At 73.3% G+C, this 20,757-nt stretch carries 13 protein-coding genes and 2 tRNA genes; 12 read left to right on the top strand and 3 right to left on the bottom strand.

What is annotated here, in order from left to right; genetic code table 11:
• Window positions 1-97: 97 nt before the first annotated feature.
• From EYW40_RS04360 to EYW40_RS04350, 3 genes are all read left to right on the top strand, one after another.
• Window positions 98-1,558 carry a single-stranded DNA binding protein gene (locus EYW40_RS04360; RefSeq protein ID WP_135820381.1) on the top strand — a complete coding sequence of 487 codons (1,461 nt, stop codon included), beginning with the start codon at window positions 98-100 and terminating at the stop codon, window positions 1,556-1,558.
• A 166-nt stretch (window positions 1,559-1,724) separates the two neighbouring features.
• Window positions 1,725-2,156, top strand: coding sequence for a histone family protein (locus EYW40_RS20370; RefSeq protein WP_135820380.1), 432 nt, complete (start codon window positions 1,725-1,727; stop codon window positions 2,154-2,156).
• Window positions 2,157-3,167, top strand: a complete 1,011-nt coding sequence (locus EYW40_RS04350; RefSeq protein ID WP_135820379.1) for a histone deacetylase family protein — start codon at window positions 2,157-2,159, stop codon at window positions 3,165-3,167.
• On the opposite strand, the gene cca is transcribed toward EYW40_RS04350, so the two are convergent.
• The gene (cca, locus tag EYW40_RS04345; protein ID WP_135820378.1) at window positions 3,146-4,504 is read right to left on the bottom strand and encodes a CCA tRNA nucleotidyltransferase; all 1,359 of its coding nucleotides are present in this window, start codon (window positions 4,502-4,504) and stop codon (window positions 3,146-3,148) included. The genes EYW40_RS04350 and cca overlap by 22 nt on opposite strands.
• Before the next feature lie 109 nt (window positions 4,505-4,613).
• On the opposite strand from cca, the gene EYW40_RS04340 reads away from it, so the two are divergent.
• Window positions 4,614-4,686 (top strand) — tRNA-Asn (locus EYW40_RS04340).
• A 1-nt stretch (window position 4,687) separates the two neighbouring features.
• Here the strand turns inward: EYW40_RS04340 and EYW40_RS04335 are convergent.
• A complete protein-coding gene (locus tag EYW40_RS04335) occupies window positions 4,688-6,037 on the bottom strand; it encodes a glycosyltransferase family 2 protein (protein ID WP_135820377.1) in 1,350 nt (449 codons plus the stop codon).
• 230 nt (window positions 6,038-6,267) lie between these two features.
• Here EYW40_RS04335 and EYW40_RS04330 point away from each other — a divergent pair.
• The 4 genes from EYW40_RS04330 to EYW40_RS04315 all read left to right on the top strand — a co-directional run bounded on the left by EYW40_RS04330 (window position 6,268) and on the right by EYW40_RS04315 (window position 12,971).
• Window positions 6,268-6,342 (top strand) — tRNA-Ile (locus EYW40_RS04330).
• 176 nt (window positions 6,343-6,518) lie between these two features.
• On the top strand, window positions 6,519-7,889 hold the full coding sequence (locus EYW40_RS04325; protein ID WP_135820376.1) for a UDP-N-acetylglucosamine 2-epimerase: 1,371 nt from the start codon (window positions 6,519-6,521) through the stop codon (window positions 7,887-7,889).
• A gap of 106 nt (window positions 7,890-7,995) precedes the next feature.
• The gene (locus EYW40_RS04320; RefSeq protein WP_135820375.1) at window positions 7,996-11,292 is read left to right on the top strand and encodes a tetratricopeptide repeat protein; all 3,297 of its coding nucleotides are present in this window, start codon (window positions 7,996-7,998) and stop codon (window positions 11,290-11,292) included.
• Between the two features lie 92 nt (window positions 11,293-11,384).
• Window positions 11,385-12,971: a cellulase family glycosylhydrolase gene (locus EYW40_RS04315; RefSeq protein WP_135820374.1), complete on the top strand. Its 1,587-nt coding sequence runs from the start codon at window positions 11,385-11,387 to the stop codon at window positions 12,969-12,971.
• Between the two features lie 30 nt (window positions 12,972-13,001).
• On the opposite strand, the gene EYW40_RS04310 is transcribed toward EYW40_RS04315, so the two are convergent.
• Window positions 13,002-14,324: an outer membrane protein assembly factor BamB family protein gene (locus EYW40_RS04310; protein ID WP_161973157.1), complete on the bottom strand. Its 1,323-nt coding sequence runs from the start codon at window positions 14,322-14,324 to the stop codon at window positions 13,002-13,004.
• A gap of 180 nt (window positions 14,325-14,504) precedes the next feature.
• Here EYW40_RS04310 and EYW40_RS04305 point away from each other — a divergent pair, with 180 nt between their 5' ends.
• From EYW40_RS04305 to EYW40_RS19515, 4 genes are read left to right on the top strand one after another with little or no spacing between them, the layout of a single operon-like run.
• The gene (locus EYW40_RS04305; protein ID WP_135820372.1) at window positions 14,505-17,192 is read left to right on the top strand and encodes a transglutaminase TgpA family protein; all 2,688 of its coding nucleotides are present in this window, start codon (window positions 14,505-14,507) and stop codon (window positions 17,190-17,192) included.
• Window positions 17,189-17,896 (top strand): DUF7269 family protein, encoded by a 708-nt coding sequence (locus EYW40_RS04300; RefSeq protein ID WP_135820371.1) that lies wholly within the window; start codon window positions 17,189-17,191, stop codon window positions 17,894-17,896. Before EYW40_RS04305 ends, EYW40_RS04300 begins: the two co-directional genes overlap by 4 nt.
• Complete coding sequence (locus EYW40_RS04295; RefSeq protein WP_135820370.1) at window positions 17,896-19,182, top strand: DUF58 domain-containing protein; 1,287 nt, start codon at window positions 17,896-17,898, stop codon at window positions 19,180-19,182. Before EYW40_RS04300 ends, EYW40_RS04295 begins: the two co-directional genes overlap by 1 nt.
• Window positions 19,179-20,702: a DUF7519 family protein gene (locus EYW40_RS19515; RefSeq protein WP_161973156.1), complete on the top strand. Its 1,524-nt coding sequence runs from the start codon at window positions 19,179-19,181 to the stop codon at window positions 20,700-20,702. The genes EYW40_RS04295 and EYW40_RS19515 overlap by 4 nt, the downstream gene beginning before the upstream one ends.
• Window positions 20,703-20,757: the final 55 nt, after the last annotated feature.

Here is a 20,757-nt window from a genome sequence, read left to right as displayed (position 1 = left end):
CGGTGGCACGCGATCGCGGGAGATCGGACGACGGCGGCGGGCGGGATCGGCAAGGACAACGCTTAAGCGCGGGCCAACCCTGCCCCTCGGTATATTCATGGGCGAGATAGAGGACGTCTACGCGGACCTCGACGCCGACGTCTCCATCGAGGAGTTCCGCGAGGCCGTCGAGGAGAAGGTCGAGCAGATGGGGGGGCTCGCCGACGAGGAGACCGCGGCGATGCTCATCGCCCACGAACTCGGCGAGAACGAGGTCAACGGGGTCGCCGACGTCGAGCCGGGGATGGAGGACGTGGAGTTCACCGCGAAGGTGACCGCCGTGGGGGAACTGCGGACGTTCGAGCGCGATGGCGAGGACGAACCGGAGGGCCGCGTCGCCAACGTCGACCTGGCCGACGAGACGGGCTCCGTCCGCGTCACGTTCTGGGACGAGATGGCCGAGGGCGCGACCGAGGAGCTGTCGGTCGGCGACGTGATCGCGGTGAAGGGCCGCCCGAAGGAGGGGTACAACGGCGTCGAGGTGAACGTCAGCGACGTCGACCCCGAGGTCGACGCGGAGGTCGACGTGCAGGTCCAGGACACCTACCGCGTCGAGGACCTCTCGCTCGGGCTCTCGAACGTAAACCTCGCGGGGAAGGTGCTCGACACCGACGAGGTGCGCACGTTCGACCGCGACGACGGCAGCGAGGGGAAGGTGTCGAACCTCGTCGTCGGCGACCCGACGGGGAAGGTCCGCGTGACGATGTGGGACGGGATGGCCGACCGCGCCGAGGAACTCTCCGACGGCCTCTCCGTCGAAATCGTCGACGGCTACGTCCGCGAGCGCGACGGCTCGCTCGAACTGCACGTCGGCGAGCGCGGCGCGGTCGAGGAGATAGACGAGGAGGTCGAGTACGTCCCCGAGAGCACGCCCATCGAGACGCTGGAGATCGGCCAGACCGTCGACATCAGCGGCGTCGTGCGCTCGGCCGACCCCAAGCGGACGTTCGACCGCGACGACGGCAGCGAGGGCCAGGTCCGCAACGTCCGCGTGCAGGACGACACCGGCGACGTGCGCGTGGCGCTGTGGGGGCCGAAGGCCGACAAGGAGATCGCCCCCGGCGACGAGGTCGCGCTCGCCGACGTGGAGATCCAGGACGGCTGGCAGGACGACATCGAGGCCTCGGCCGGGTGGCAGGCGACCGTGACGGTGTTGGACGAGGGCGACGGCGCCCCGAGCGCGGGGAACGACGCCGGCGGCGACGACGAGAACGCCGGCCTCGGCTCGTTCGGCGGCGACGGCGGAACGAGCGGGGACGCCAACGCTGGCGGCGAACCGTCGTCGGGCAGCGACAACGCGACGGCATCATCGGACGGCGGCGCGGCCGCGGCGGTCGTCGCCGACGGCGAGGACGCGGAGTTCACCGGCACGGTCGTGCAGGCGGGCGACCCCGTCGTGCTGGACGACGGCGAGGAGACGGTGAGCGTCGACACCGACGCCGACGTCCGACTGGGTCAGGAGGTCACCGTCCGCGGCGAACTGTCGGACGGCCGGATCGACGCCGACGACGTGTTCTGAGACGCCCCCCGTCGTACTGGGTTCCCGGTGGCGTCCGGGGCGGTCGGCGACTCCCGGGACGGAACTGCAACAGTCCGTATAGCCCGGCCCATCGGTCGAAACGAACGCAGACGGACGCAACGCCGCTACGAAAAAGGTTAAGGGTGCGACCCGCCCGGGTTTTGGTATGAGCGTTGAGTTACCGTTCGCCCCGGTCGATACGGTCATCCGCCGCAACGCGGGCGACCTGCGGGTGAGCGCGGACGCCGCCGAGGAGTTGGCCCGCCGGATCCAGGCCCACGGTGCGTCGCTGGCGGTCGACGCCGCCGAACAGGCGACCGAGGACGGCCGGAAGACGCTGATGGCCGCCGACTTCGGCGTCGGGCAGGTCGTCGACAAGGAGAGCCTGACGCTGCCGGTCGCTCCCGTCGATCGGATCGCGCGGCAGGACATCGACGACAGCTACCGCGTGTCGATGGACGCGCGGGTCGCGCTCGCGGACATCCTCGAGGACTACGCCGACAACGTGGCCGCGGCGGCGGCGACGCTCGCGCGGCACGCCGACCGGCGAACCGTTAAGGCCGAGGACATCGAGACGTACTTCAAGCTCTTCGATTAGATGAAGTTCGGCTACAGCGAGGTCTGCCTCGACCACGACACGGGCGCGCGCCACCCCGAGACGCCGGACCGCCTCCGGGCGATCCGCGAAGGGCTAAAGCGGGAGCACGGCGTGGAGTACGTCGACGCCGCGCCCGTCGACCGGGCCGCCGTCGAGGCGGTCCACGACCCGGCGTACGTCGCGGAGTTCCACGAGTTCTGCGACGACGGCGGCGGCAACTGGGACCCCGACACCGTCGCCGTCGAGCGGACGTGGGACGCCGCCCTCCAGAGCGCCGGCCTCGCTCGCTGGGCCGCCGAAACAGCGCTCGACGGGACGAACGGGCGGTCGACGCCGTTCGCGATCGGCCGGCCGCCGGGCCACCACGCCGAGACCGACGACGCGATGGGCTTTTGCTTCGTCAACAACGTCGCGGTCGCCGCGCAGGCGGCGCTCTCCGAGCGGGCCGAGCGGGTCGCCGTCATCGACTGGGACGTCCACCACGGCAACGGCACCCAGGAGATATTCTACGACCGCGACGACGTCTTCTTCGCCTCGCTCCACGAGGACGGCATCTACCCCGGCACGGGCGAGGTCGACGAGACCGGGACGGGCGACGGCGACGGATACACGCTGAACGTGCCGCTGCCCGCCGGCGCCGGCGACGCCGAGTACGAGGCCGTCGTCGAGGACGCCGTCGCGCCGGCGGTCGCAGACTTCGACCCCGACCTGCTGCTGGTGAGCGCCGGGTTCGACGCCCACCGCCACGACCCCATCTCGCGGATGCGCGTCTCGACCGAGGGGTACGGCGTGCTCACCGACCGCGTGCGGGGGATCGCCGCCGACGCCGACGCCGCGCTCGGCTTCGTGCTGGAGGGCGGCTACGGCCTGGACGTGCTGGCCGAGGGCGTCAGGATGGTCCACGAGGTGTTCGACGGCCGCAAGCCGGTCGAACCGGACGACGGGGTCGACGACGACGTCGAACGGCTCGTCGACGACGTCCGGCGCGCTCACGGCCTCGGCGAGAAGTAACGGGCGAGTTCTCTTCCGAACGCCTCCGCGAGTTCCGCCACGTCGCCGCCGACGAGCACGTCGTACTCTGCCCGCAGCGCCTCCTCGACGGTCGCGCCGAGCGCCACGTCGAACAGCGCGTCGCTCCGGAGGAAGCCGGCCGCGGACCGGTGGTCGCGCTCGCGCTCGACGACGTAGCGGTCGCCGTCGACGAACGGCCCGTACGCGTCGCCGCCGTCGTACTTCCCGTAGAAGCCGGCCGCGTGCTCGCGGACGTGGACCGGCGGCCCCTCGTGGCGCTCGACGGCCGGCAGTTCGGCGACGGCGAGTTCGGCGAGCAGGACGGCGTCGTCGTCCGCGAACGCCGTCGCCCGGAGCACGTCGAAGCCGCGGCGGTCGAGTTCGTCGGTCACGCCCGACAGCGACTTGCGGAGCTGGGGGTACAGCTGGTCCTCGACCACGTCGGGCGCGTCGAACCGCACGGCGACGGGCGTCGTCCCGCGGCGCTCGACGTGGCCGCGGACCGCGTCGGCCGAAAGCGGCTCCGGCGGGTCCGGGAAGAACAGGTCGGCCCGCGGGTCGTCGAGCAACTCCCGCGCGTAGTGCTGGACGCGGGCGACGTTGGCCCGGGAGAGCACCGCCGCGACGTTGCGCCCGGGGTCGGTCGGGTCGATCACGACGAGCGGGTCGTCGAACGTCGCGGTCCCGTGGTCCTCGGGGTCGAGCCGGACCGGCGGGTGCCAGTCGGCCGCGGCCTCGACGAACGGGCGGAAGCCGCCGTACGCCAGGACGAGCAGTTCGACGAGGTAGCCGCTGAACCCCTGCGTCCGGAGGTCGCTCCCGTACGCGCCGACCCCCTTCAGGAACTGCTTGGCGAGGCGAACGTCGGCGGCGCTCGCCTCGTCCAGCCGCTCGCGCAGGTATTCCGTGTGAAACGGCGTGCGGTCGACCGCCGACTGGATCTCGGTCGCCGACGCCACGTCGTAGCAGGGCACGAGGTCGACGTCGAACCCGCGGAACTCGCCGGTGACGTAGGGGTGTTCGGCGTACTCCTCGCCGCCCTCGGGCAGGACCTCGTCGCCGACCCGGAGGCCGTACGCCTCCAGCCGCTCGCGATCCAGGTCGGGGGGGAACCGGACGAACACGTCGATGTCGCGGTCGCCGCTGATCCAGGTGCCCCGCGCCGTGCTGCCGACGAGCAGGGCGTCGGCGTCGACGCCGATGTCGGCGACCGCCGCCTCGCAGCGGTCGACGAGCTCCGCGGCGGCCGCGGACAGGCGCTCGCGCTCCTCGGGCGCGGGGTCTATCTCCTCCCGCACCGCCCGCGTCGCCGCCCGGAACGCGTCGTCGTCGGTCATCGGGCGCGGCTACTCGCCGTCGCGCCGAAAGCGTGTCGGTGCCCTACGCCCTGCGGCGAAAACGAAAGCCCTATCAAATGCCGCGGCGCTACCTGTGAGTGACGACGGAGCCGCCGTAGCTCAGCTGGTAGAGCACCTGGTTGTTACCCAGGTTGTCACAGGTTCGAGCCCTGTCGGCGGCGCTCATTCCTCCGAACGCGACGTTGTCACGTAGACGCTCGGCTTGCCGAGCACGAACTCCTCGATGAACGCGACCACGAACACGACCGTCTGGAACACGAGGTAGAACCACAGGGTGAACGCCGCGAGGTACTCCAGGGGGTGGTGACGCTCGCCGTCGCGCCAGTCCTGCGCGAAGACGAGGTACGACACTGTCAGCGGCGCGACCGCGATGGCCCCCCAGACGACGTCGCTGTACGGCACGTACGGCCGCGTGTTCACGAGCGACAGGCCGTCGAGCAGGATCATCGGCAGCGCGAGGGCGAACAGCACCGGGAGGATCGCGTAGGCGAACGTGTACGCGGCGTCGGCCCGCTTGCGGGGGGTGACGTGGGCCGCCCCGGGGAGCGTAGGCAGGTACCGAACCGCGACCTGCATCCACCCGCGTGCCCACCGCTTGCGCTGGCTCCACCACGCCGACAGCGTCGCCGGGTTCTCCTCGTAGGTGATCACGCCCGGGTCGACGCGGAGTTCCTTGCCGGCGTCGTGGATCTTCGATGACATGTCGATATCCTCGACCAGTATCTCCTCGTCGAACGCGCCCAGTTCCTCGAACACCTCGGCCCGGAAGAACGCCTGGCCGCCGCCGAAGATGGTGAAGCCGTCGACCACGTCGCGGGCGAACAGGTCCGCCTTCTCGGCGATGTGGCGCTCGACGGTCGCGTGGAGCGCGAGCAGCGAGTCCGTCGGGTTGCGGCCGTAACAGCGCCCCTTCACGCACCACACGTCCTCGTCGGCCAGGAACCAGCCCACCGCGCGGCGCACGGCGTCGGGCTTGAACTGGTGGTCGGCGTCGATGCTGGCGATCACCTCGCCGGTCGCGTACTGGAGCGCGTAGTTCGCCGCTTTGGCCTTCCCGCCGCCGGGTTCGTCGCGCTCGACCGCCCGGAACCGCGGGTCGTCGGCCGCCGCGGCCTCGGCTATCTCGGCGGTCCGGTCGGACGACCCGGCCTCGTAGCAGAGGATCACCTCCAGTTTCTCGGCGGGGTAGTCGATCGCCTTGCACGCATCGATCGTGCCCTGCAACACCGGCTCCTCGTTGTACGCGGGGACGACGACGCTCACCGTCGGCAGGTCGGCGTCGTCGGGGATCGCCGGCGGGTCGACGCTGGCGAACGCGAGCACGCCAGAGACGACCGTCCGCGCGACGAGGCCGAACAGCACGACGAGAAAGACCGTGTTGAGCGCCCGTCCGTACCACGCCGACAGGAACGCGGGGAACAGGACCCCGACGAGACAGATGGCCGTGATCCCGGCGTACAGCGTCACGGTCCGGACCGAGACGGACGTCTCCTCGACGGTTTTAACGTCCATCGGCCCGAGTCACCCCGCGGTTCGGTCGGAAGTCGACTCCGCAGTCGGTCCGCCCCCGGCCTGCGTTTTTCACACCCGGAGAGGAACCTAACAGCTCCATGAAGGTTGCTATGAGCCCGATATATCGGTCCATCGTATCCGTACGGCTCCCCGACGGTACGGACGGATCCGGAGCGGTCCGTGGAAACGATAGGCTGAAATGGACCGCCGGGAAACACGTGACCGTACGGGGGCCCTTAGCTCAGCCCGGTTAGAGCGCTCGGCTCATAACCGAGTGGTCGGTGGTTCGAATCCGCCAGGGCCCATGGAACCGCGCCGCGGAGCGGCGCGTGTGGAATATCGTCCGCGGATTCGAAGCAGGGAACGGAGCGAAGCGGAGTGACCGCGGTTCGAATCCGCCAGGGCCAATCGCTTCTGCTCCGGACCGACGGCGGAGCGTCAGATCCAAACGCCCATGCCGGAGCGATCCGACCGGTTTCGTATGGACGCTACCCCGACGGTGTACGAGGACCGCCTCGACGCCCAGCTGGCGGGCGAGGACTTCGCCATCGCCGTCGTGACCGCGACGAAGCCCGACTTCTACAAGCAGGCTCCCGTCGTCGCCGCGGCGGCCGAGCGCGACCTCCCGGCGTTCGTGATCCACACCGGGCAACACTACGACGACGTGCTCGGCCACGGCCTCCGGGAGTACGGGCTGGAGGACCACGTCGCCGCGGACCTGGGGATCCGGGGCGACCTCAGCCAGAAGACGGCCCAGACGATGCTGGCGGTCCGGGAACTCGCCGACCGTCTCGACGAGTACGACGCGACGGTGCTGCCGGTCGTCCACGGCGACACGCACGCGGCGGGGATCTTCCCGCAGGCGTGGCTGTTCGCCACCAACCAGCTCGTCGCCCACAACGAGGCGGGGCTACGGGGGATGGCCCCCGACTACGGGACGGTGAGCGACCCCGAGTCGCTCGTCGCCGACCAGTGGGAGGGCGAGTGGCACATCGAGCGCTCCGAGCCGTTCCCGGAGCAGTACGACACGTTCGTCGGGTCGGCCGCCTCGATCTACCAGTTCGCGCCGGTCGAGCTGAACCGGGAACACCTCCTCGACGAGGGGTATCCGGCGTCGGTGAACGGGCGGGAGCGGGTCCCCGTCGTCGGCAACTCCGTCGTCGACGCCATCGACATGAAGGCCGACCACGACGGGGAGAGCGTCTTCGACGTCTACCCCACGCTGGAGGAGCGCGACGACTGGATCCGCGTCGACATCCACCGCCGGGCGAACCTGCTCCCCGGCCGGTTCACCGCGCTCGTCGAGGGGGTCGTCGACCTCGTCGAGGACGGGTACAACGTCAACTTCGTCGAGTTGAACGCGACCCGGACGGCTCTGGAGAACTACGGCTACCGGGAGAAGCTGGAGCGGCTGGCCGACGAGCGCGAGAACTTCCTGTTTACGGGCCTGTGGAAGAAACACGCCCACGTCTACGAGTTCCTCCGGTCGGGCCAGTGTTTCGCGGAACTGACCGACTCGGGGAGCATGCAGGAGGAACTGAACCACATCGACGAGGCGATCTGTCTCACCGCCCGGTTCAACACCGACCGCCCCGAGACGGTGTTCGACGCCGGGACGAACCTGCTCGTGCCGCCGGTGTCGGGCGACGTGGTGCACGACACGGTGGCGTACGTCGCCGAGACGCCCGCGGTTCGGGAAGAGATCGCCACCGGCGACCACCTCTACGGCGAGAACGTCGGCGAGCGGATCGTCGACTTCCTCGCCGAGCGCCGCGACGAGGGGGTCTTCGAGTGGGCCCACGAGCGGCTTGGCTTCGACGCCGGCGGCGACCGCGAGTTCGACTACCTCTGAGCGCGGCCATCCCGGGAGTCGACGGCGCTGACCCACCCCTGGGGTCCCGGCGTCGGGGGCGGCGATCCGCCGTCAAACACTTTACAGCCGAGTGATAGGTGTCGGTATGGACACCGGGGAGGAGACGGCCCGGATCGAACTCGTCGCCGACCGCCGCGAGTTCCTGACGCGCCTGTTGGACCGACCGGCTGACAAGCCGACGCTCGTCGACGACCTCGACGCGTCGCGGTCGACCGTGGACCGTGCGATCAGGGAACTGGAGCGCGCCGACCTCGTCGACCGCGTCGACGGCGAGTACGTGGCGACCACGCTCGGCGAACTCGCCGTCGAGCGCTACCGGGCGTTCGTCGACGACCAGCGCGCGATCTTCGCCGCCGACGGCGCGCTGGCGGCGCTGCCGCCGGCGGCCGACCTCCCGGCCGAACTGCTGACGGAGGGGGAGGTATCGGCCGCGCCGGACGAGCCGTACCGCCTCTACGAGCGGCTGCTCGCGGACGTGCGGACGGCGGATGCGGTCGACGCGCTGTTGCCGCGGCTGGGCGACACGCGGCCGCTGCGGCTGTGTCGGGCGCGCCTCCTCGACGGGGACCTCTCCGGCGGGGTCGTCGCCGCGCCGGACGTCGCCGACCGCCTCCGCGAGGAGTTCCCGGCCCTGGCCGCGGACCTCGGGTCACGGTCGGGGTTCGACCTCCGGCGGGGGGAGGTGCCGCCGTTCGAACTGTTCGTGGTCAGGGAGGGGGACCGGCGGACGGTGTTCGTCCTGACGGCCGACGGCGGCGATGCGGTCGGGCTCGTACGGTCGACGGCCGACGCGGTCGTTGACTGGGCCGAGGGGGTTCTGGCCGCCGTCGGCGCGACGGCGACGCCCGTCGACGTGTCGGTCCCCGACGACGCCGCGGCGACGGCGCTGGCCGAGGCGAGCGACCCGCTCCGGGCCGACGGGTTCGAGCGGTTCGACGAGCGGGCGTTCGCCGGGCGGACGCCGACGGACCCGGTGCGGGCGTGGCAGACCGGCCACGGCCTGGCGGACGTGTACTACGGCTACGCGTTCCAGCGCCGCACCCGGCCGGACGACGGCGACGGCCGCCCCGTCGCGGCGGCGCTCGCGGACCGGCTTGGTGCCGGCGACGACGTGGTGGTCACCGGGCCGCCCGGGGACGGGAAGTCGACGACTTGCCGCTCGGTCGCGTGTCGGTGGGTCCGGCGGGACCGCGGGCCGGTGTTCTACCGCCCGGCGCGTGCCGGGGAGTCGTTCGACGCGCCCGAGCGGGTGGCCGCGGCGGCGGACTGCGACGGGCGGGCGCTCGTCGTCGTGGAGAACGCCACGGGCAAGCGGGGCGAGGCCGCCCTGGAGCTGTGCCGGCTGCTCGACGGCGACGCCGCGGTCCTGCTGGAGGCCCGCGACGGCGACTGGCGGGGGCTCGCGGAGTCGCTCTCCGACGCGACCCTGCGCGAGGTGCTGCGGTCGGGCGTCGACGAGTTCCGGCTGCCGGCCCTCGACGCGGCCGCCTGCGAGCGGGCCGTCGAGGCGTTCGAGGCGGCCACCGGGCGGCGGGTCGCCGTCGACCCGGAGCGGCTGCTGGAGCGCGTGAACCGCGGCGACGCGGGCGGGATGTACTTCCTGAGCTACCACCTCGTCGCCCACTCCGGGGGCGCGCCGTGGCGGCGCGGCGAGGACGCGCCGACCGGCCTCGATGCCGACGTTCGCGAGGCCCACGACGCGCTCGGCGACGCGGGCGACGGGGGCACGGCGCTGGCTGTCGGCGCGCTCGCCGCGGCGCTGGTCGCGGCCGACCGCGCGGTGACGGCGGGGCAGATCCACGCCGTCGCGGCGGGGCGGGTCGCGGACGGCGACGCCGACCCGGTCGACGCCCACCGGCGGATCGCCGACGCCCTCGACGCGCTGACCGGCCGGCTGCTGTTTCCGGCCGACGACGGCTACCGGACCCAGCACCCCTACTGGGCCGTCCAGTTCCTCGAGACGCTGCTTGACCGCGAGGAGCGCCGCGCCGTCGCCGCGTTCGAGCGCGGCCTCTCGGCGCTGTTCGCCGCCGCGGACGACCGGGCGCGCCGCGACCGGGTCGAGCGCTGGCTCGGCGGCGAGGCGACGACGCTGCGGCGGACCGCCGACGACCCCGACGGGCTCGTCCGGTCGGTGTTCGACCTCGCCACCGACCACTCGTCGCTCGTCCCGCTGTTCGGCGACCACACCCGGTCCGGGATCGCGCTCCCGGAGGGCTGTACCCCCGAAACGACGCTGGCCTGCCTCCGCGACCGGATGGTCGGCTGGTACGAACACGGCGACCTGGACCGCGCCGAGTCGGTCGCGGAGGCGCTGGCCGAGCGGGCCCGCGATGTCGACGCGGACGCCGCAACCCGCGACCGGTTCGTCGTTCGGAGCCTCGTCAACCGCGGCGAGGTCGCCGAGCAGCGCGGCGACATGACGACCGCCCGGGAGCGCTTCGAGCGGGCGCTCGACCGGGCGTCGGCGGCCGACGACGACCGCCTCCGCGTCATGGCGCGGAACTCGCTGGCGTGGGTCGCGCTCCAGACCGACCGCTTCGACGACGCCGAGGCACACCTCGACGCCGCGCTGTCGACCGGCGAGGACCTGCCGCCGATGCCGGAGCGGGCGACCACGACGAACTACCGGGCCTCGCTCGCCCGCAGGCGGGGGGACCTCGACCGGGCCGAGGAGTGGCTCCGGCGGACGCTGTCGATGGACCGGCAACTCGGCGACGACGGAGACGTCGCCCACACGCTCAACGAACTCGGCATCGTCACCGAGAACCAGGGCGAGTTCGACCGGGCGGCGGACTACTACCGGCGGTGTATCGAACGCCGCCGCGAGACGGGCAACCGCCGGGCGCTCGCCAAGAACGTGTACAACCTCGGCGACCTGCTCGCCAAGCGGGGCGACGTGACGGGCGCGGAGGACTGCCTCGAACGGGCGCTGTCGCTCGCCGACGAACTCGGGATGGACCGGTTCCGGGGGAACGTCCACGCCGGGTTCGGCCGGGTCGCGCTCGAACGCGGCGACCTGGAGGCGGCCGCCGACCACTACCGCCGGAACCGGGAGATCCACCGCGACCACGACCACGACGTGGGGGCCGCACAGGCGGTCGTCAAACTCGGCGACGTGGCACGGGAGCGGGCCGACGCCGGGACCGCGCTCGACCGCTACGACCGCGCCGCGGCGACGCTCTCCGACCTCGACGCCGTCGGGATGGCCGTCAAGACGCTGGAGCGGCGCGTCGACCTCCTCGTCGACGAGGGGCGACGCGACGCGGCGGCGGTCTGTTGCGAGCGCGCGGCCGACCTCGCCGCGGACGCGGGCCTCGACGACCGCGGCGAGGAGTTCCGCGAGCGCCGGGCCGACCTCCTCGCGGCGGCGGACGACTGAGGCCCGACGGCGCGGCCGGCCCGCCGCCGCTCACGGCCTGAGCGGCCTCGTCGGCCGGTGACGTAATGGTGCCGTCGTGCCATTCACGGGATATGACACGCGACGGTGACGACGCACCCGGCGACCGTCGGCGGTTCCTCGCGGCGCTGGCCGCGGCGGGCGTGCCGGCGGTCGCCGGGTGTAACCGGACCGGCGGGGAGTCGACGGAGGCGGCCACCGACGAACCGACGGACTCGGCCACGGGAACGGCGACGCCGACCGACACGGCCGAACCGACCGAACCGGGGCCGTCCGCCGGGATCGCGGACCTGTCCGTGACGCCGACGCCCGTCGGGCAGTACCGGACCGGCACGGTCGCCGTGACGGTGGCGAACGACGGCGCGGAGCCGTTCGACGGGCTGGTCGCCGTGGAGTTCGAGGACGAGTTCGTGGACTCGACGGCGGTCGACCTGCCGGCCGGCGAACGCGCGGAGGCGACCGTCGAGTTCGAGCGCGGGCGGGTCGGGGGGAACCCGGTGACGGCCTCCCTGCGGGACGAGGGGGAGACGCTCGACAGCGCGACGGCGGCGGTCGAAGTCGCCCCGTACCCGGAACACGACGTTGGCGTCGACGGCACCGACCTGGTCTGTGGTGACGGCGTGGTCCGCTTCGGCGGGTCGTCGCTGGCGAACGCGTTCTCGCCGGACCGGGGCACGGACCTGGAGACGGCGTTCGACACCATCGCCGAGCGCGGCGTCATGAGCGTCCGCGTCTTCGGGTTCGCGCCGTCGTGGGCGCGGATCGACAGCATGCACGGGCCGGAGTCGTACAACGACGCGTGGTTCGAGTACTTCGACCACGTCGTCGCCGCGGCCAAGCGCCGCGACATCCGGCTGTTCGTGCCGCTCATCAACGGCAACCCGGCGTACGGGCCCATCGGCGAGGAGAACCTGAGCGTCAACGTCCCGCAGTTCGTGCGGTGGGCCGACGACGCGGAGACGCGCAGCGACTTCTTCGACAGCGACGAGTGCATGGCGATGTTCGAGGGCTGGGTCGAGCGACTGCTCACCCACGAGAACCACCTCACCGGCGTCGAGTACCGGAACGACCCCACCATCGCGATGTGGGAACTGGGCAACGAGATACAGATGTCGCCGCCGCGGGTCGGCGAGTCGATCCGGCCGTGGATCGAGGCGGCGGGCGCGTTCGTGAAGGACCTGGACGACCGGACGCTGCTCACCACGGGGTCGTACGGCCACCAGGGCCGGAACGCGTTCGTCGACGAGGCGAGCGCCGACCCCATCGACGTGGTGTCGATCCACTACTACCCCGGCCCGAGCCACAAAGACCTCCCGGAAGAGGAGGTGGTTCCGACGCTCGAATCGACGATCGAGACGGTCCGCGAGGAGTTAGGAAAGCCGCTGTACGTCGGCGAGTACAACTGGGGCGTCCAGCCCGAGGACTCGGCCCCTTACGGGGAACGCGCGGAGTGGGTCGCCCGCCTGCAGGGCGTCATGGAGAGGGACGACGTCGCCGCCACGAACTTCTGGACGGTCGCCGTCGAGGAGCGCCCCACGAGCTACCACAAGCACTCGACGGTGTACGCCCCGGCGGAATCGACGACGCTCGACGTCATCGAGTCCCACGTCCGCCGGATGCGCGCGGCATCGCCGTCGTCGTGCGTCGGGGCGGAGGACTGACCGCGGTAGCCGGCGGTCGGGGCGTCGCGGTCACTCGTAGGCGACGAGCGACGCGGGGCTCCCGGAGCCGCCGTACTGGTCGGCCGAACGGGTCACGACGAACAGCATCCCGCCGGCGGGGACGACCGTCCCGACGACGACGTCGGACGGCGTCAGTTCCCAGCCCCCGGACCCGAGGTCCCTGCTCCAGGCCTTGAGCGTCTTCCCGTGGCCGAACAGCACGGCGTCGTCGGTGACGGCGTGTCGCGACGCGCCGTCGGACTGCCGGGGGACGGTCGTGCCGCCGACGCCGACGCTCCCGGTCCGCTCCATGCTCGTCCCGTCGTAGGCGCGGATCTCGGTGCCGTCGTTCGTTCCGTACGCGTAGGCGGTCTCGCCGTCGGCGAAGACCGCGGTTTCGTCGTACGCCATGTCCGCTATCGTCCCCGTTCCGGTGGCCGTCCGGTCGGCCAACGACACGGCATACAGTACGCTGTCCGACGAACCGGTCACGTTCGCGTGGACAAAGCAGGTGTCGCCGACCACGCCGGCCGGCGTGAATTCGAACACGTTATCGTCGGCTTCGACGCCGATCTCGCGTGCGACGTTCCCGTCGCCCGGGTCGTGTGCGAGGAGGGAGAACGCACCCTCCTCCGAGTATTTGGACGTCGTGTACACGTACTCGTCGTCGACCGCGTGTCGTCGGAGCCACGTGTCCTCGTTGCGCCAGACCTCGTCGCCGCTGGCGAGGTCGAGGCCGACGAGCGCGGATCGGTACCAGACGACGGCGGTGCCGCCGACCGCGAGGGCCTTCCCGAGCCTGTAATTGCTACGGAGGTCCCACACGTCGGTCGTCCAGCGGTGCTCGCCGCCGGCCGCCTCGAACGCCGACACCTGCGACTGGTACGTGACGAGCACCGCGTCGCCGGCGAGCGTGACGTAGCCCGGGTCGGCGTAACTCCTCGTGCTCGACTCCCGTCCGACGGTCGCCTCCCAGGCTTTCTCCCCGGTTCCGGCGTCCAGCGCCGCCACTTTCGACTCATCCTGCACCCGGTAGGTGACGTACACCTGCCCGCGGTCGTCGTCGACGGCCGGCCCCATCATGCCGGCGGTGAAGCCGGGGTTCCCGCCGGCCTGGAACCGCCACGCTTCGGACGGCGCGGACGAACCGGCCCACGACCCCGCATAGCTGGCGCTCCGTCCCGACCCGCCGACGGTTTCGACCGTCGTCAGGTCGGCCACGCTGCCGCCGTTTGCCCCGTCCGATCCGTCGCCACCGCCGCCGAGACAGCCCGCGACCCCGCCGAGGGCCAGCGCCCCGGTCGTTTCCAGCACCCGGCGTCGCGTCCGGCCGTCCGTCGTATCGCGTTCCATAGCAGTACACAGCGACGACAGGTACATTCTCTCACCGCTTGAGCGGACCGCTCACGCGGTGAGCGAGAGCGACCCGTCGCCGTGACGGCGCGTCGAGCACTCCAAGACTTATTACTCTCTCGGCACCTGTATCCGACAACACGACGGCCGGGTCCCCCGCCCCGGCCCCGGAGACGAGTCATGGCCGGACCACCCCCCGACGACCGACAGGATGCGTCGAACAGCCCTCCGAACGACGGCCGCGACCCGCTGACGGCGGCGCTCGCCGTCGCCTGTGTCGTCGGCCTGGTCGCGGCCGGCACGGTCGTGCCGGCGCTCGCCGCGCCCCTGAGCGGCGACAGCTTCAACGAGTCGCTGTTCGACCAGTCCGGCGGCGACGGCGGCGGGCCGTCGACCCCGTCCGGCGGCGTGCCCGGGGGCACCGGCGCGGCGTCGGCAGGGCTCGGCGCGCTGAACCCCGGCGACAGCACGAGCGTCGGCGGCTCGCTCGGCGGCGCGTCGCTGCGCAACCAGTCCGCCGAGACGCACTTCTACGTCGAGAGCGACCAGCCGGCGTACTGGCGCACCGGGGCGTACGACATGTACACGGGCGAGGGCTGGGCGGTCGGCCAGGGCGAGTTCTTCGACGCGGCGCGGTCGAACCGCGGCGGCTACCGCCTGGAGCAGACGGTCGAACTCGAACGGCCGGCCACCGCGCTGCCGGCGGCGTGGCGGCCGATCGACATCGACACGGACGCGCGGGTGTCGGTCCAGCGGTACGGCATCGCCGCCGACGAGCCGCTCGCGGCGGGGAGCGAGTACACGGTGACGAGCTACCGGCGGAACCCCGACCCCGAACTGCTCCGGCGTACGGGGACGCCGACCGGCTCCGAGCAGCTCGAACGGTACACCCGCATGCCCGACTCGACGCCGGACCGCGTGGGGGAGTTCACGTCGGAGCTGACCGCGAACGACGCGACGGCCTACGACAAGGCCGCGACGATAGAGCGGTGGCTGGAGGAGAACAAGGACTACTCGCTCGACGCGTCCCACGACACGAGCGGCGACGTGGCCGACCAGTTCATCTTCGAGATGGATGAGGGGTACTGCGAGTACTACGCGACGGCGATGACGGCGATGCTGCGGACACAGGACATCCCCGCGCGCTACGTCGTCGGCTACAGCCAGGGCCAGCCAGTCGACGAGAACCGCTACGAGGTGCGGGGGATGAACGCCCACGCCTGGGTCGAGGTGTACTTCGAGGACGTCGGCTGGGTGAAGTTCGACCCGACGCCCGCGGCGGACCGCCAGACCGTCCAGCAGCAGGCCGTCGAGAACCGGACCGGCGACGGCGAGGACTACCCCCACGAGGTGCAGACGAGCCCCGGCGAGACGTACGACCCGAGCAACGGGACCCTCACGAACGCTGAACCGCCGTACTCGATCGACCTCGGTGACGACCCCGCGCCCGGACGGGACGTGACGGTGTCGGTGACGAAGGCGGGCCGACCCGTCGAGGGCGTGGTCGTCTCGTTCAACGGTGAACCCGTCGGCAGAACGGACTCGGCGGGCCAGGTGGTCGGGACGGTGCCGTACACGGACAGCCTCAACGTCACCGTCCGCCCCGTCGAGGTGGCGACGCGGGAGAGCGGGCCGGCCGGTCTCACGGTGACCGACAGCGCCGCGCTCGCCGGCGCGGGCGAGCGGTCCGGCGGCTTCGCCTTCGGCGCACCGCCGGCACAGGAAGCGCCGGCCGACGGCAACGGCACCCGGACGTACGACGTGGACACGACCGTCTCGGTCCGTGTGGCCGGGACGCCGACGCCGGGGGCGACCGTCGACCTGCTCGTCCGGGCCGGCGGGGAGCCGTTCCGGAACGCGACGGTGCGGATCGACGGGGAGACGGTCGGCCGGACGGACGAGGCGGGGACGTTCACGACCACGCTCCGCGGCGAGGCCGGCGACGAGGTGACCGTCGCCGTCGAGCGGGGCGACGTGGCCGGCGAGCGGACGATATCGCTCGGCGAACTCGACGCGAGCGTCGACGGGCTGGCGGTGGCGGGCCGGAACGCCACCGTCGTCGTCACCGTCGGCGACGACCCCGTGTCCAACGCCACGGTGGCGATAAACGGCGAGACGGTCGGGCGGACCGACGGCGACGGGGAGCTGTCGGTGCCGCTCCCGCTCGCGAACTCGGCGACGGTGACGGCGTCGGTCGACGGGCGGACGACCGAAACCGCGCTCGACGGCCTCCTGTTGCCGGTCGCGGCGGCGGGCGTCGCCCTCGTCGCGGCGCTTTCGGGGGCCGTCGCGCTCGCGCGCCGCCGCGGAGTGACCGTCGACGACGTGGCGGCGCGGCTGCGCTGGGTCGCCGGCGGGTTCGTCGCCGTCCTCGTCGCGCTCGGCGACGGGCTCGACGGGCTGGCGCGGCTGGTCCAGCGGGCGGTGGAGCGGTTCGACGGGTTCCGGCGGCTCCGGGCGGCGCTGGCGGGGCTGACGCTGGGCGGCGTCGTCGCCCGGCTGCGGGCCCTCGTCCGGCAGCTGCTCGGGCGGGTCGGCATCGGCGGCGGCCCGCGGCCCGAGCCGACCGACCGAACGGAGGTCGTCGAGCGCGCGACTGCGCCCGAGGACGTGAGCGAGGAGCGCCGCTCGCTCCGGGCGCTCTGGCGTCGGTTCGTTGGCCTCGTCTCGCCGGGCGACAACCGGACGCGGACGCCGGGCGACGTGGCCCGGGCGGCGGTGCGGAAGGGGTTCCCGGACGAGCCGGTGTACCGGCTGACGAACGCGTTCCGGCGCGCGGAGTACGGCGAGGACCGCCCGGACGAGGAGCGGCTGTCGGCTGCCCGCCGCGCGCTCGACGCGCTCCGGAACCGGGGCGAGGACCGATGAACCGCTGGGGTCGCCGGCTCGTCGTCGCCGTCGGAGCGACGACGCTGGCGGCGGGGGTCGCACTCGCCTACGCGCCCGACCTGCTGCCAGCGGGGGTCCGGACGGCCGCCCGCGAGGCGGCCGCCTCGACCGGCTCGACCCGGATCGCAGCTGCCGTCGCGGCGTTCGGCCTGCTGGCCGTGCTGTGGAGCGTCCGCTCGTCGGGCGAGCCCGGCCGGAGCGAGCCCATCGTCGCCGCGCCCCCCGAGGACCCGACGACGGACGACGACGTCGCGGGCGAGGCGTTCGACGCCGCCGTCGAGCGCGTCGGCGAGCGGGAGCTGTCGGCGTGGGGCCGCGGCCCCGACCCCGCCGCGACCCTGTACGAGACGGCGCTCGTGGTGCTGAACCGGAGCCGCCCGGACGCGGACGCCGAGGCGCTGGTCGCCGCCGGGACGTGGACGGACGACCGCGTCGCGGCCGGGTTCCTCGGCGACGAGCGCGCGACGGCGTGGACGTTCGGCGAGCGCCTCCGCCTCTGGCTCGCCCCCGAGCGGGAGACCCGCCGGCGTGCGGCCCGGACGGTCGACGCGCTCCGCCGGGAACTCGACCGCCACGAGCGCCGCTGGCACGGCGGGGGAGCGGACGGCCGACCGCAGGCGGGCGGCGACCCGCAGCCCCGGCGGGAGGACGGCCCGCGTCGCGGCGAGGGGGTGTCCCGCTGATGGCGTCGGTGCGGCGGTTCGGCGGCGCGGTCGCCGGGAGCGCGGCGCTGGCGTCGGCCGGCGTCGCGAGCGGCCAGCAGCCGCTGCTGGCGGCCGCCGTCGTCCCGCTCGCGTTCGTCCTCGTCGGGGCGCTGTCGGGGACGCCCGCCGCGGCGGGGAGCGTCCGGGTCGACCGGTCGATCCGGCCGGCGTCGCCGATGCCGGGCGAGACGGTCACCGTGACGCTGACCGTGACGAACGCGACCGACCGGGCGCTGCCGGACGTGCGCATCGTCGACGGCGTCCCCGACGCTGTCACCGTCTTCGCGGGGTCGCCGCGCGCGGCGGTCGCGCTCCGGGCCGGCGAGTCGGCGACCGTATCGTACTCGCTGGTCGCGCGCCGCGGCGAGTACGCCTTCGACCCGCCGCGGGTCAGGCTCCGGAACGCGAGCGCCACGCGGTACGACACCGCCGCGGTCGAGGCCGGCGGCGACGCCCGCCTCTCCTGTGAGGTCGGCGTCGACGAGGTGCCGCTCCACGAGCAGACGACGGGGTTCACCGGCCAGCTTCCGACGGACACCGGCGGCTCCGGCGTCGAGTTCTACGGCACGCGGGAGTACCGGACCGGCGACCCGCCGAGCCGGATCGACTGGCGGCAACTGGCCAAGAGCGGCTCGCTGACGACCGTGGACTACCGGCGACAGCAGGCCGCCCGGACCGTCGTTCTGGTCGACGCCCGCGACGCCTGCGACGTCGCGCCGGCCGAGGGGTATCCCACCGGCGTGGACCTGGGCGTGTACGCCGCCGCGCGGCTGGTCGGCACGCTGGCGAACGCCGACCACCAGGTCGGGGTCGCCGCCGTCGAGGACGCGCCGGCCGGCGAGACGGTCGCCTGGGTCGAGCCGTCGAGCGGGCCGGAGCTACGGGCGCGGGCCGAGCGGCTGTTCTCGGAGGTGCTCGCGTCGCCGGCAGGCGACCGGGGCGTCGCGGACGGTAGCGGGGCCGGAAACGACGCGGTCGCCGACCTCCGCCGCCGCCTCTCCGGGTCGACGCAACTGATCGTCGTCAGCCCGTTCCTCGACGCCTACCCGCCGGAGGCGGTGCGGACGCTCGCGGCCCATGGCCACGAACTGACCGTCGTCTCGCCGGACGTGGCCGGCGACGGGTCGACCGGCAAGCGGATCGTCGCGCTCGAACGCCGGACCCGGCTGGCCGGGGTGCGGGACGCCGGCGTACCGGTCGTCGACTGGCACCCGGACGAGCCGCTGACGCTGGCGCTGGCCGACGCGCTGGAGGCGGTGCGATGAGCCTGAACCCCTTCGTCGGCCCGGAGCGGGCGGCAAACGGCGACGCGACGCCGCCGCGGACGAGCCGCCTCCTCGTCACCGCCGTCGTCGGCGCCGGCGTCCTGTTCGTCGGCTCCCGGACGGCGGTCCTGGAGCAGGTGGTGGACAGCGCGGTGGCGGCGCTCGTCGTCGCGGTCGCGCTGTCGCTGTTGAACGAGGACGACCCCGAACCGCTCGCGGTCGGCGCGTTGCTGCTGGTCCCGGCCGGCGCGATGCTGGTCGGCGACCTGGTCGCCATGGCGAGCGGCCCGCCGGTGCGGGCCCTGCGCGCGGTCGCGCTGCTGGTCGCCGTCACCGGCCTCGCCGCGCTGTGGACCGGCGTCGTCGGGAACCGGTCGCTCGCGACCGCCGTCTCCCGCTTTGGCTACGCGCTCCTCCCGCTGTCGCTGGCCGCGCTCATGGCGATGGCCTCGAAGCTCGGCTCGGTCGAGACGGCGGCCGTCGGCGGGCCGGTCGTCGGCGCGCTGTGGGGCGAACTGGTCGCCCCCACGGGCCGGACGCTGCGGGTCGGCGACTTCCTCCTGTTGCTGGCCGCCGCGAGCTACGCCGCGCGGGCGGCGCTCGCGCGGCTGCCGCTCGTCGAACTCGCGCCCGAGCGGGCGACCGACCGGCGCGCGGAGCAGGTCCGGCGGGCGCGGGTCCACCTCCAGCGGACGTACCTCGTCGTCGCGCCCCTCGGCGTCCTGGTCGGCGGCCTGACGCTGCTCGGGACCGTCCCGTCCGGCGGCCCCGTCGGCGCGGTGCTCGGGGCGCTTGACGGGATAGCGACCGCCGGGGCGCTCCGCTGGCTGCTCGTCGTCGTGGCGGCCGTCGGGGCCGTCGCCGCCGCGGCGGCCGAGGCGGTCCTCCGCGTCCGGGACGCCGCGGCGGCCGACGTCACGCCCCGCGCCGTCCCCTTCGCGGCCGGCGTGGCGGTCGTCCTCGCCGTCTCCGTGTTCACCGCGCCGGTGATAACGCGGGTCCGCGCCCGGACGCCGGTCGCGATGGCGCCGGTGCTGGAGGAACTGATCGCCGTCGCGGGCCGGGGCTCCGTGGCCCTGCTCGCGGTCGCCGGCAGCGCGATCCTCTTTACCGCGCTGGCCGGCGGCGTCGTCCTGCTCGCCCGCCTCGGCTTCCTGACGGACCGCGTCGCGCCGGTGTCGCTCGCCAGCGGCGGGCTGTTCGTCGGCGCGCTCATCACGGGGATCATCGGCGACGGGCCGCTTGCGCTGTACATCGGCGTGGCCGCCGCGACCGTCGCCTGGGACGCCGGGGAGTTCGGCGTCGGCGTCGCCGAGGAACTGGGCCGGAAGGCGTGGAGCCGGCAGGGCGAACTCGTCCACGCGGTGGCGAGCGTCGCCGTCGCGGCCGCCGGCGTCGCCGGGGCGCTCGCGCTGGAGGGGACCATGCGCCGGCCGGTCCCCGAGGGGTCGCTGGTCGCGGTCGGCGCGGCGGCGGCGTTCGTCGGGACGGTGCTGTTGCTGTCCCGGGTCCAGTCGTAGCCGGCGACCGGCCCGGAGCCGAAAGCATACGTAGCGGCCGGCGCTAGACGGAGGC

The sequence above is a fragment of the Halostella litorea genome, assembly GCF_004785955.1.
Lineage (GTDB): Archaea > Halobacteriota > Halobacteria > Halobacteriales > Natronoarchaeaceae > Halostella > Halostella litorea.
This window is presented reverse-complemented; position numbering and strand designations above follow the sequence as displayed.